Raw genomic sequence first — 13,369 nt, forward strand, 5'->3', positions numbered from 1 at the left:
TTCATCATGCACGTATCCCCACTCTATACTTGTTTCTCGACAATTCAAGTATAAATGAATGGGGGATATCGTGCTCTTTTTTTTGCACAGTAATTGTGTAATAACCCCAACAAATATTATAGAACCTTTAAAAAAGAGTTTGATAAAGAAAACCCTCCATTTAACTGGAGGGCTAACATTACAAATAGTCGTCTTCATCCTCTATTGTAGTATCCATTTCAACATTTGTTAAGCTTTTAACAATGTTCTCATCTACATGAACCTGCAATGTCTCTGTTCCTTTTATGAACTTGAAGATGCCATTATTAAAATCTGTTCCAAGTTCCTTGAAGAAGATACCTTCATATTCTACATCCTTAGTATGCTTAAAGATGATTCGATAATGGTCATCTTCCTTGATTAAGTAAGCGCGAATTCCTTTATCATAATGTTTATCCGGATTTTTTAAATAGCGGGCAACAGAAATGATATGCAGATCTACAAACGGGATCTCTCGAAGTAAGGAGTTGATAATGGATCCTTTTGCAATCTGTTCCCAACGGCTCTGAGCTGTTTGACCGATAATGATTTGAGTAACATGTTTTTCTCGAGCAACTTCTGCTATCACTTGGTGAACAGGTCTCTTTTCATTGTCTTTCAAAATAAAAGCTTCTGCACTATGCTGTTCAGCTAATTCTTTCCATCTAGTAATATAATTTGTTTTTTCTGCGTCTAAATCATCAAAACGTTTCGGGTCAACCGTAAGAATATATAAGGGGCAATTAAGCATATTGGCTATTTTGCAGCCACGCTGAATGAGACGTTCACCATTCGGACCATAATAAACACAGACAAGGATGCTTTCATCCATCCGCTCTTTCATTGTTTTCATTATTGATTCACCTCAAATAAAAATGGGTATTCATTGGTTAATTTTTTGTTCCATTTTATAAACTATGTATGACTATAACCCATGCCACATTTTCAGTCAATGGATTTTCGAACTTCAAAGTTGGAGAATGTTTGGAAATTGACAGCTTTTTGTCTAAATGTAGAGGAGGGACACCTATTGTCTTGGATACACGTAATGGTGCTGACACCATTTATTTTTGCAACGATTGTGCCATATTTATATAAAAAATTCAATCAGAAAATTCATACTGGTTGGTTTGTGTTCTTTATCCCAGTATTCATATTTGCTTATCTCATTACATTTATCCCCGAAATCTCTGGCGGTAATACCTTTATGAAAATATTACCGTGGCTCCCATCCTATAATATTGATTTTGCAATCTATATGGATGGATTAAGCCTCATCTTTGCCCTACTTATTGCAGGAATTGGTGCACTAGTTGTGCTTTACTCCATTTATTATATGTCTAAAGACCGTGAAGCATTGCATAACTTCTATGTGTATTTATTGATGTTCATGGGAGCGATGCTCGGGCTTGTTTTCTCAGATAATATTTTTGTTTTATATGTATTTTGGGAAATGACAAGCGTGTCTTCTTTCTTATTAATTGCTTATTGGTATGAACGTGAAAAATCAAAATATGGTGCCCAAAAATCAATGCTTATTACGGTTTTTGGCGGACTTGCGATGCTGGCTGGTCTGATTATGTTGGCGATGATGTCAGATACATATAGTATTCGGGAAATGTTAACCAGTCACAATTTGGAAGCAATCACTTCTAACACATTGTTTTTACCGGCAATGATTTTGATCTTATTAGGCGCCTTTACGAAGTCTGCCCAATTTCCATTCAGCATTTGGCTTCCCGACGCTATGGAAGCACCTACCCCGATTAGTGCGTACCTACATTCAGCAACGATGGTCAAAGCGGGGATTTATTTAGTTGCAAGGCTGACTCCTATTTTTGGAGGGACTGGTGAATGGTTCTGGATTGTCACGGGAGTGGGTTTGGTGACCCTCCTATACGGTTCGGTCAATGCTGTTCGTCAAACGGACCTGAAAGCTCTCTTAGCCTACTCAACCATCAGTCAATTGGGCTTAATTATGAGTCTTCTCGGGATGGGATCTGGCGCTTTATACTTCGGTTACGGCGATGAATCTTTCATTTATGCCACCGCTATATTTGCAGCCATTTTTCATCTTGTTAACCATTCCACTTTTAAAGGATGCCTATTTATGGTGGTAGGAATTATTGACCATGAGACAGGGACGCGTGATTTGCGAAAGTTGGGCGGTCTCATGCATCTAATGCCAATTTCTTTTACATTAATGATTATTGGTGGCTTTTCAATGGCAGGACTACCGCCATTCAATGGATTTCTTAGTAAAGAACTGTTCTTTACTGCAACTCTTCAGGCAGCGAATATGTCTATTTTCAATTTGGCTAACCTTGGATTTGTCATCCCGGTTATTGCTTGGGTAGCGAGTATTTTTACATTTATTTATAGTATGATTCTTGTGTTTAAAACATTTAGAGGAAAGCATAGATTTGTAAGAGTGGATAAACCAGTACATGAGGCACCTTTTGGGATGTTAATCTCACCACTAATTTTAGCAATATTAGTAGTGGCAATTTTCTTTTTCCCAAATCTATTTTCTAAGTACTTTTTGTTGCCTGCGTGGGAAGGGGTATTGCCGAGTCTTGCTCAAGCAGGAGAATTAAGTATCAAACTTAGCCCATGGCACGGATGGACTCCAGAACTAATAATGACTCTGGGGGTTGTGGGATTAGGGATATTGATGTATCTCTATATAAGAAAGTGGTATCGGATTTATAATTACTATCCTCAAGCTTTAACGCTGAATACTATTTATAATTTCAGTCTAGAGAATATGGAAGTTCTATCAAAGAAGGCAACCAACAAATATATGACTGGCTTTATCAGAGATTACCTCGTGTATATATTTGCGTTCATCGTCGTGATTGTTGGTGGGGTATTTTGGACGTTTGGCGGCTTTACTTTTGATGTATCACAGGATGCTGATATCAATATATATGAGGCGGGATTAGTAATCGCCATGATTATTTCAGCAGTGACCGTCCTTTTTTCAAAATCCAGACTTACGTCGATCCTCGCAATCGGAGCATTAGGGTTTCTTGTTTCGTTTTTCTTTGTTCTTTTTCGAGCTCCCGATCTGGCTCTCACCCAATTAGTGGTAGAAACTGTGACGACTGTGCTGTTTTTATTATGCTTCTATCATCTTCCAGAATTACGTAAAGAGATTGGGAAGATTCCGTTTAAAATGACAAATGCGATCATTTCTATTGGAGTGGGAGTGATCATTACAGTTGTTGCACTATCTGCCAAAGGGACACGGTTGTTCGATTCAATATCAAGCTACTATGAAAATTCATACGAACTTGCTGGTGCAAAGAATATTGTTAATGCGATTCTTGTTGATTTCCGTGGAATCGATACGATGTTAGAAATTTTGGTTTTAACGATGGCGGGATTAGGTGTATACACGCTGATTAAATTAAGAATGGCAAGGAGGGATAAGAATGAAGGAGCCGAATGATGTCTTGATTCGCAGTGTCTCAAAAGTTGCGGTTGTGATTATTTTTACATTTGCGATCAACTTATTTATTTCAGGACACCATTATCCTGGTGGTGGCTTTATTGGTGGATTAGCGTTTTCTTCCGCCGTAGTTCTTCTTTTCTTAACCTTTAATATTGAAACGGTTCGTAAAAACTTTCCCGTTGATTTTAAAGTGATAGCGGCTTTAGGGGTATTAATTGCAGTCCTAACAGGAGTTGGAGCTATGTTATTGGGTGTTCCTTTTCTGACCCAAGCCTTTGATTACTTTAATCTCCCTATTTTTGGAAAAACCGAATTAGCAACAGCTGTTCTTTTTGATATAGGGGTTGCACTTGCCGTAATTGGAACGTCTCTAACGATTATTATGAGTATAGGGGATGATCGATAATGGAGACATTAATGTGCATAGTTGTTGGTTTGTTGTTCATGATCGGGACGTACTTGATCTTAACGAAAACTCTGTTAAGGATTATCCTTGGAACATCTATTATTGGACATGGGGTAAATCTTCTCATTATTACAATGGGCGGGTTAAAAAAAGGGGGACCACCACTTTTGGGGATTGAAAATGTGACTTATGCTGATTCCTTGCCCCAGGCTCTCTTATTAACAGCAATCGTAATTAATTTTGCTACTACAGCCTTATTTTTAGTATTAAGCTACCGTGCCTATACGGTTTTAGGTACGGATGATACGGAGCAACTGAGAGGTAAAGAAGATGAATAATTTAGTGATATTACCCATCATTATTCCAGTTGTTATAGGGATGATAATGGTGATTATGAGAAAACAGATAAAGATTCAACGGTTTTTAAGCCTCTTTTCTATGCTTGCTGTAGGCTCTGTAACTCTTTATTTAATATTTCAAATTAAGAGTGAGGGAATCCAAACGCTTCAATTAGGTGGTTGGGAAGCACCTTATGGAGTGAGTATGGTGATTGATTTGTTTGCAGCCCTGCTGATTATGGTAACGAGCATAGTAGCCTTTTGCTGCTTACTCTATGCTTTTCATACCATAGGAGAGGAAAGAGAAAAGTTTTACTTTTATCCTCTATTTCTATTTTTAATTGCCGGAGTAAATGGCTCATTTATAACAGGTGATATCTTTAATTTATTTGTCTGCTTTGAAGTTATGCTAGTAGCTTCTTACGTCCTCATTTCTTTAGGTGGAACCAAAATCCAACTGAGGGAGTCAATAAAGTATATTTTAATTAATATATTGTCATCCTTCCTTTTCTTAGTGGCAATTGCCTTTCTTTATGCAATGACTGGGACGTTAAACTTTGCTCATCTTTCCCTTCGTGTGGCGGAGGTTGGCCAAGGAGGACTGATGACGACTGTTGCGATATTGTTCTTAATTGTTTTCAGCTTAAAAGCTGGACTGTTTCTCTTCTTTTGGTTACCAGGAGCTTATAGTGCCCCACCAACAGCCATTTCAGCTATTTTTGCTGCACTTCTTACGAAGGTAGGAATTTATGCAATTATTCGAGTATTTACTTTGGTGTTCTATCATGAGCCAGAGGTGACTCACTGGTTTATTGGGCTGTTAGCTGCCATCACAATGGGATTAGGGGCAATTGGTGCGGTTGCCTATTGGGATATCAAAAGAATTCTCACCTACAATGTGATCGTTGGGGTTGGTTTTATTTTAGCTGGGGTTGCCTCTTTTACTACAGTTGGGATGACGGGTGCGCTATACTACTTAATTCACGATATGATTGTTAAAGCACTTATTTTCCTTTTAGGAGGAACGATTATCTATCTAACGGGTACGAGCAATCTGAAAGACTTAAGTGGTCTTATTCGCTTGCATCCTCAATTAGGCTGGATGTTTTTCGTTGCTGCCTTATCCTTATCAGGGATACCACCATTAAGTGGATTTCTCGGAAAAATCTTCATTACGGAGGGAACATTTGAATCGGGTTATTTTTGGCTAGGTGCGATTGGTCTAATTACCAGCCTCTTAGTTCTTTACTCCATTATGAAGGTCTTTATGAATGCTTTTTGGGGATATACGGTTATTCGAGAAGAGGATGAGTACGGCACAACGAAAGGTCTATTACTGCCGATTGGCCTGCTAACTACCCTTACCATTGCTCTTGGACTAGGGGCAGAAGCGATTCATGATTATGTGGACTTAGCAGTAGAGGTATTAATGAATCCGAATTTATATATTGAAGCAGTATTAGGCGTTAATCCAAAACCATAATCCTAGATGGAAAAATGAAAAGGGGTGGTTAAAATGCCCGTGCAAATCTTAATTAATTTATTTATCGGTGTACTTTGGATGTTTTTTCAAGATAATTGGAGTGTCCTGACGTTCTTTAGTGGTTTTTTATTTGGACTGCTAGTGTTATATATTTTACGCAGATTTCTTCCTGCTAAATTTTACCCTGTAACATTATTAGCCATTTTAAAACTAGTTCTCGTTTTTATTTATGAACTATTTTCCTCAAGTATTCTGGTGATTCGGCAGGTCACAAAGCCGAAGATTGACATTTCACCTGGGATCTTTACTTTGGAAACTGATTTGGAAGGTGATTTGGAGGTTACTTTATTAGCATTATTATTGACGCTAACTCCTGGCTCTGTCGTAGTTGAAATTTCACCTGATAACAAACGTTTTTTTATTCATGCCATGGATATTCCAGACTCAAGTAATGCTGTTATTAAATCAAAAGAGAAATTTGAAACGGCTATAAAGAGGGTGACGAGATTATGATAGAGATTATGTTAATTTGCTCGTTAATTTTTCTCACTTTATCGATTATTGCTATTATGTATCGGTTAGTGAAGGGACCATCAGCGTCTGATCGCGTTCAAGCACTTGATACATTAGGAATTAATATTATTTCCGGGGTTGCTGTTTTTTCTGTATTAATGAGGAGTACGGGTTTTTTTGAGGTCATCCTTCTGATCGGCATTCTCTCTTTTATTGGCACCATTGCATTTGCAAGATATCTGGAAAGAGGTGTAGTCATTGAACGCAAACATCCCAAGTGAAGTTCTGCCCATTTTGTTGATTTTAATTGGTACCATTTTTAGTTTGTTAAGTGCAATTGGGTTAGTGCGTTTACCTGATGTATATACTCGTTCGCATGCTGCTTCCAAAAGCACGACTCTTGGAGTTCTCTTTATCTTAGTAGGAACATTTCTCTTTTTTCTATTAGAGGAACATTACTTTAGTATTCGATTATTTTTAGGCATATTTTTTGTGTTCTTAACTGCTCCGGTTGCAGCGCACGTGTTAGTTCGGTCCGCTTATCGCTCAAATGTAGCACTCGCTGAAGAATCTGTACAAGACGATTTAAAAGACTTTATACACACAGATTCAAAGAAAACAAAGGACGCCGAAGTGAACGACACTGATTGAATGAAGAGCTAGCATTATGTTAGCTTTTTTTATTTTCCTTTAAAGGTATGATACAATCTCACATGTATGAAGGACGAATGAAAGAGGAATTTATCGATGAAACGTACATTACCGGTTGAAAAGAATACATACATAGATGTTATATTTGAAGATCTAACTCATGAAGGAGCAGGAGTAGCAAAAATTGAGGGCTATCCGATTTTTGTCCCTAATGGTCTGCCGGGAGAAAAAGCATTAATCAAGGTTATTAAAGTCAATAAAGGATATGGCTTTGGCAGACTAATAGAACTGTATGAAAAAAGTCCATATCGGGTCGAAATCAGCAAAGAAGAACTCCATAAATATGGTGGCTGCCAGCTTGAACATATTCGTTATGATGGACAATTGAAGTATAAGGAAAATCAGGTCCGCCAAGTTCTGGCACGCATTGGGAAACTTGAAGATGTTGTAATTCACCCGATTCTAGGAATGGACAATCCGTGGCATTATCGCAATAAAGCTCAGGTTCCGGTCGGCGAAAAAGATGGCCAACTGATTGCGGGCTTTTTCAAACCGAGAAGCCATGAAATTGTCGATACGGATGAAAGTTTGATTCAAATTCCAGAAATTAATGAAGCAGTTCAGATAGTGAAAGAAATTTGCGCCAAGCTCGGCATTCGCCCATATGATGAGGGTGCCCATAAAGGGGTTCTGCGTCATATTATGGCCCGTTATGGTCAACAAACTGGGGAATTGATGGTTGTGCTTGTAACTCGGACTCCAGATATTCCTCATCAAGAGCAGCTTATGGAGGAGATCATTACTCGTTTGCCCAAGGTCAAATCCATTATTCATAACATTAATTCAAAAAGAACAAATGTTATCCTTGGCGAGCATACAAAGGTGCTTTGGGGCAATGAAGTGATTTATGATTATATTGGCGATGTGCGCTTTGCTATTTCAGCTTTATCATTTTATCAGGTGAATCCCGTTCAGACAAAGGTGCTCTATGATAAGGCCCTTGAATATGCCGCACTGACTGGAACAGAGTCAGTTATTGATGCTTATTGTGGAATTGGCACGATTTCATTGTTTCTAGCCCAGAAGGCAAGGAAAGTATTCGGGGTCGAGCTTGTTCCTGAAGCGATTGAGGATGCCAAGAAGAATGCTAAATTGAATGGGATTACTAATGCAGTATTTGAATCAGGAGCAGCCGAAATCGTGATTCCGAAATGGTATGAGGCAGGCAATAAGGCTGATGTGCTGGTTGTTGATCCTCCACGCAAGGGCTGTGACGAGGCATTGCTCCAGACCATAATCAAGATGAAGCCGAAAAAGGTTGTTTACGTATCTTGTAATCCTGCTACCCTGGCGCGAGATTTACGAATCCTGGAGGACGGAGGCTATCGGACCGTTGAAGTTCAGCCAGTGGATATGTTTCCGCATACGGGGCACGTGGAGTGTGTTGTCTTGATGTCAAGGGTGGAGAAGTAGAAGGATTGCAAATGCCTATATAAATAAAGGGTTTCCAGACATTGAGCTTTTCTATAGGCTACTTTGCCGGAGGTTCTCATATCAGGAAACCCTTATTTTTATTGTTTGAGGTAACATATCAACTGCCCTGAAAGTGATAGGGTTGAGTTGACAGGTTAGATAACGCCTATTTTTGTAGGGGTTGAGTTGACAGGATAGATGTAGAATTTAATCTTCTCTCTCCGCATCTGTATCGAAAATTCTGTCAAGCTCCTCATTTGATATAATGCCACGTACTTTGTTTCTAACCGTTGTTTTTCCCATATCAAGACGATAGAAATGGTCACGACCATCCACACCTTTTTTTAGTCGAATAAGTTGAATCCTACCAAATTTATCCCAGTGTTTCTCAGCAAATTTTGCTAATCCTACAGCTTTGGGGTAATTGTCTTTACGACTAGGGTCATGAGGTTCAAGAATGTCGAAAACATAACCTTCTGTATCAGCTCTCACAACTACCAAATCTGGGAACATGGAAGTGGTAACGCCGTTAACTTCATACGGAATTTCGAGTGACCATTTTTTACGATCAAGATTACGCAACCAGCAAATAGCGCCATTTTTTAGTTCTTCATCAATAACTCCGCTTTCCCATTTATTTAGTGATGTTTGGAATGTGCCATCCTCAGCACAGTAGAGATGTTGTTCAAACTTTATTCTATCGTCTGGCAGATAAAAATCGATTGAATCCGGCAATACCCATGGCACTGCAATTGGTTGTGCTGAAGCGTTGATTAATCTTTCATAAACATTCTTTCGTGCCTCATTTAGCTTTGCAATGGCGCGTTTGTTATTTTCATACAGTGTAATAAATTCTTCCTCTGCGAAATCATTTATTCTTTCCATTGCATTAGTATCATTTGTAAGAACGATTATTTCAACTTTTACATCAATATGATCCCTGGTACTATTCCGAATCCAATATTCTTTGTGCAAGCCTTCCCCTAACAATTTTCCCGATTGTTCAAAATGACGAGAAATATCAAACTCTGATACTGTCATAGTCTGTGAGGACTCATCAAAAGAATAGGCATTGTCTCCATAATCAAATGTCAACGTGCCAAGCTCAAAGCCAGTGATTGCAGCTACTCGGTTTTCAAAATCACCACTTTCTTTGATCCGCGTGATTTCCTCATGCATTTTTAACAACACTGCGTTTTTGATAGTCTTTTGAGCTTCTAAGTCGATACCATCCATGGTAAGAGCACGAGAAATCTGAATTAATAATTTTAATGGTGCTTGCTTACGAACTGAATCTATCCGGTAAGTGATGAGGTTATCCATTGCATCAAACACGTCTGTATATGCCAAGTTTCGCCCTAATGTTACAAGCTCTTTGTTAGTTCCTGTTTCTGTTGGCATAATTGCTTCACTGTCACGTAAAGCATTAACAACATTTTTTACCGTTTCTTCATCAAAGTATGGAAGGAATAAGCTGACGCTGTTAAGTTCAGCATCAGAAGATATCCTTCTGGCCAAAGGTGTACGAATAACTCGCCCTAACAATTGAGCAATATAAGTATAATCCTGCGCACTACGGAATGACATCATTGTTTCGGCACGTGGACAATCCCATCCTGTAGAGAGATTCATTTTGAAGAATACAACCATCACATTTTCTTCGTCATTTATTCTAGACGCTTCTATTTGTTGTATTTCAACATCACGTACTTTAAGTGTGCCACGGTCATTGAATGTATGCACGACTTCACCTGGCTGTAATTTGCGTCCTATTGTTTCTTCTAGTAAATCAATACAAGTTCCTAAATCAGTATGAGTTGCTTCACGCTCATTGCCATCTTCAACCTGTATAACAAGAATAGGGTTCACCATTTTCTCGTCTTCGCGCTCACAGTAGGATTTCCAATGAGCACATTTTTTGCGCCAATTATCTACTGCACCTTTAAACATTGTCATATCGGCAGTTAATTGAATATCTGGATAGTGTATGATGATTCTGTCTTTCAACAAACCGGACTCACGTACCTGCTCAGGTGGAACGATGACTTTCTGGACGGTTGATGTCGTTCCGGCAATTAAATTATCAAATTTCTGGGGTGTCGCTGTCACACCGATCACTAAAGGCATGACACAAAGTCCGTCTTCTTTACTGCCTTTAATAAATTTTTGCATTATTGACTGTGCCTTGTTTTCTGCTTGAACGGATGTATAGGTACCCCTATGCGCTTCATCAATCACCACATAAAATTGTTTAGGACTGCGCTTAGCAGTATTAGTAAGTGTTTCCCAGATGGAATATTGGCGTGTATCTGAAGTCCCTGTTAGCAGTTTATCAGAACCGAGTTTTTGAGTATTTAAAAAGTAAATGCAACCACCCTCGAAATATTCAGTGTTAAAGGTTGATTCTATTGTTACCAGATCACGAACACGAATTTTGTCAGATTTACTTTCAATCTTCAGCCTTGTTTGTTCGTTAAGCTCCGGTGAATCGGATAGCCAAATGAAAACAGAATCTGGCTCTCCAATGCTGTCAGCACTGCCATATAATATATCCTCAAAAAGTGTTGTCATAATGATAGTTTTTCCTGAACCCGTAGGGGCGGAAAAGGATATTATCTGTGGATCGCGTTCGCTCCACATCAAATGCGCTTTATTAATTTTATCATGTAGTTCGGCAAGGGCCGTTTCCTGAAAAGGAAATAATATATCTCTCATTTATGAATCCCTCCTGCTTCCCAACACAAAGTTATCGATATAATCGCGATAAAGTTGGTATGTGTTATTTGCTTTTACTCCAGCCGTCATTTCACGGAAAGCTTCCTCGGAGTTAGTAACGAAGTAGACTACTTGGATATTATCCTCTTCAGAAAGCTTTTCGGTAAACTCAGCAAACTTTGTTTCATCAACCAGGATAGCAAAGCCATTTTGAGGTAAAATTAGCATTTCAGGTTCATCATTGCTGTTTACTTCTGGTCGTTTTCCAATGGCACCAGATTTAAGCCATAGTAACGGTAATATTTCGCGGAACTGTTGACCTAATGAAACACTGTTTTTATCCAAGAATTCTAGCTTGAAGTATTCAGCGTTTGCAGGAAAGCCTTCACTCATAGGACGCTTAACTTGTGATGTTACGATGATTGACCCAAGTAAGTGAGAAACACGTGTTTTGATAGACTTGAATATGGCAGCTGATTTTGATGCAATATAAAAGTCTGTGATATGATCCTGTTCCTCAAGAGCAGTCAACCACTCATCAGCGGAATCTACATCAAAGAGAATTGAAGCTGTATGTTTATCCGAAACGATGAATTTACTGTCTTTGCTTACTAGTGATTGCGGTAGTTGTGCCTTTCCTTCCTTGTTTTTGAGTAAAGAGACGATTTGCTTTTTTGCAGTAGCGGTTAATTCAGAAGGATTATCTACAAAACCCAACTGATAGAATGAGCGCTCAATCTCATTAGATGCAGTCTGAGTCGTGAAGTATTCACCTGTTAGGGTTGAACCATCATCTCGCTTGCCAAGAATGCTATACTTTGTCCTTGGCCAAGTTACCGCACGACAAATTCCATGTTTTTCCCATTCAATGTCGCCAGGCTGATAGCCATTTTTTTTCAAGGCCTTTGCTTCATCATCGGATACCTCATTATTTGTTACTAATATACAGCGGCGGTTTCCGTCATCCTCAGAATTAAGTAAATTTACTGCATGTAATGTGGTGCCGCTACCTGCAAAAAAGTCAACAATTAGAGCATTTTTCTTTCCGGATACAGCGAATGTTAATGCTTCATGGACAGCATAAAGCGATTTTGGGTATGAGAAGCCACCACCAAGTATGGATCTAATCATATCTGTACCGTGGGCTTCTGCATTACATAAAGGATCAGTCCAAACCGTTTTTGGAGGTTCGCTTTCTCTACGAAGGATAACTTCTATTCGATCTCCTTTTTTTTCAATAAACATTCTATCTTTTACTGATTCTACAGTATCGCGCCCATATCTCCATTTCTTTTCAATGCCATTCTTATCAATGGGCCAAACATAAATTGTACCATCTTCATTATGCTCTACTTGAGCTGTAGGGTGTAATTCTTTATCAAGTAAATCACCGAAACCGATGATATTATAATTAGAGTCTAAAATTACTGGATAAAAACATGTCGCACCTTCATATCGGCCTGATGTGCTCCCCCAACGTCTTAGATTATATACATCTCCACCAGTATGTTGCTTGCGGTAAATAGTACTTTCTGCTGAATATGAAAATATCGCATATTCGTGAGTCACAGAGAATTTTTTGCCCTGAGTTCCACCGGGATTATGCTGAATGGTTACACAAGTATGAGTTAGGTTTGGAAAAAGTTCATGAAGTAGAACCCATAGATGTGCATATTCATTATCATCTATTGTAGTAATCAAAACGCCATCATCAGCAAGTATTCTTTTTGCAATCTTTAATCGTTTTTGCATCATTGAGAGCCACTTACTGTGGCGCCAGTTATCACTAGAATCAACATAGTCATTATTGTATTTCCAATCCCGCGCACCTGTGTTGTATGGGGGGTCGATATAAATACAATCAACCTTCTTAGGGTAGAGATATTCCAGTAACTGAAGGGCATGATAATTGTCTGCTTCAATGACTGCATGCCATAAGTTACTATCAGGCGCATTTTCTACAGAATCAATCGGTTGAAGAGTGGGAAAAATTGGCTCGCCAAATTGAGCAACTGAAACTAGCTCCGTGATTGGTATGTTCTCGGTATTACCAGTTGCTTTGTTGCGGCAAAGGGCAACATCTCCATCTAACTTCAGTACCGTATATACATCATTAATGTGGCCTGTTTTTTGTGCAACAGTCGAGCCACGTTTGATAGGAACTTCATAAAGTGGAGTGCATTCAGGGATGTGCTCCTCAAATACAAGACCAAATTTTTTGTTTTTTGATATGCGGGCAAATTCCTGTTCCAAGCGATTACGCAAAGAAGTGTCAGGGATTTGACGCAGTAAATCATTGATTGCAGCCATTTTTT

11 protein-coding genes are annotated in these 13,369 nt (G+C 38.8%); 8 read left to right on the forward strand and 3 right to left on the reverse strand.

Annotation, left to right across the window (positions count from 1 at the left end; all coding sequences use genetic code 11):
* Window positions 1-178: 178 nt before the first annotated feature.
* A complete protein-coding gene (locus PZE06_RS17360) occupies window positions 179-871 on the reverse strand; it encodes a universal stress protein (protein WP_095309066.1) in 693 nt (230 codons plus the stop codon).
* A gap of 177 nt (window positions 872-1,048) precedes the next feature.
* Here PZE06_RS17360 and PZE06_RS17365 point away from each other — a divergent pair, with 177 nt between their 5' ends.
* From PZE06_RS17365 to rlmD, 8 genes are all read left to right on the forward strand, one after another.
* Window positions 1,049-3,472: a Na+/H+ antiporter subunit A gene (locus tag PZE06_RS17365; protein ID WP_095309064.1), complete on the forward strand. Its 2,424-nt coding sequence runs from the start codon at window positions 1,049-1,051 to the stop codon at window positions 3,470-3,472.
* Window positions 3,456-3,881, forward strand: coding sequence for a Na(+)/H(+) antiporter subunit B (locus PZE06_RS17370; protein WP_095309062.1), 426 nt, complete (start codon window positions 3,456-3,458; stop codon window positions 3,879-3,881). Before PZE06_RS17365 ends, PZE06_RS17370 begins: the two co-directional genes overlap by 17 nt.
* A complete protein-coding gene (locus PZE06_RS17375) occupies window positions 3,881-4,219 on the forward strand; it encodes a Na(+)/H(+) antiporter subunit C (protein ID WP_095309060.1) in 339 nt (112 codons plus the stop codon). Before PZE06_RS17370 ends, PZE06_RS17375 begins: the two co-directional genes overlap by 1 nt.
* Window positions 4,212-5,702, forward strand: a complete 1,491-nt coding sequence (locus tag PZE06_RS17380) for a Na+/H+ antiporter subunit D (protein WP_137743051.1) — start codon at window positions 4,212-4,214, stop codon at window positions 5,700-5,702. Before PZE06_RS17375 ends, PZE06_RS17380 begins: the two co-directional genes overlap by 8 nt.
* Window positions 5,703-5,735: 33 nt before the next feature.
* Window positions 5,736-6,215: a Na+/H+ antiporter subunit E gene (locus tag PZE06_RS17385; protein WP_095309057.1), complete on the forward strand. Its 480-nt coding sequence runs from the start codon at window positions 5,736-5,738 to the stop codon at window positions 6,213-6,215.
* Complete coding sequence (locus tag PZE06_RS17390; protein ID WP_095309055.1) at window positions 6,212-6,496, forward strand: Na(+)/H(+) antiporter subunit F1; 285 nt, start codon at window positions 6,212-6,214, stop codon at window positions 6,494-6,496. The genes PZE06_RS17385 and PZE06_RS17390 overlap by 4 nt, the downstream gene beginning before the upstream one ends.
* On the forward strand, window positions 6,474-6,866 hold the full coding sequence (mnhG, locus tag PZE06_RS17395) for a monovalent cation/H(+) antiporter subunit G (protein WP_095309054.1): 393 nt from the start codon (window positions 6,474-6,476) through the stop codon (window positions 6,864-6,866). Before PZE06_RS17390 ends, mnhG begins: the two co-directional genes overlap by 23 nt.
* A 96-nt stretch (window positions 6,867-6,962) precedes the next feature.
* Entirely contained in the window at window positions 6,963-8,339 is a 1,377-nt protein-coding gene (rlmD, locus tag PZE06_RS17400) for a 23S rRNA (uracil(1939)-C(5))-methyltransferase RlmD (protein WP_150949089.1), read from the forward strand.
* Between the two features lie 207 nt (window positions 8,340-8,546).
* On the opposite strand, the gene PZE06_RS17405 is transcribed toward rlmD, so the two are convergent.
* On the reverse strand, window positions 8,547-11,054 hold the full coding sequence (locus PZE06_RS17405) for a DEAD/DEAH box helicase (RefSeq protein WP_021401100.1): 2,508 nt from the start codon (window positions 11,052-11,054) through the stop codon (window positions 8,547-8,549).
* Window positions 11,055-13,364 (reverse strand): site-specific DNA-methyltransferase, encoded by a 2,310-nt coding sequence (locus tag PZE06_RS17410; protein WP_165484115.1) that lies wholly within the window; start codon window positions 13,362-13,364, stop codon window positions 11,055-11,057.
* Window positions 13,365-13,369: the final 5 nt, after the last annotated feature.

It is taken from the genome of Robertmurraya sp. DFI.2.37, from assembly GCF_029211245.1.
Classification (GTDB): Bacteria; Bacillota; Bacilli; order Bacillales; family Cytobacillaceae; genus Robertmurraya; species Robertmurraya methanolica_A.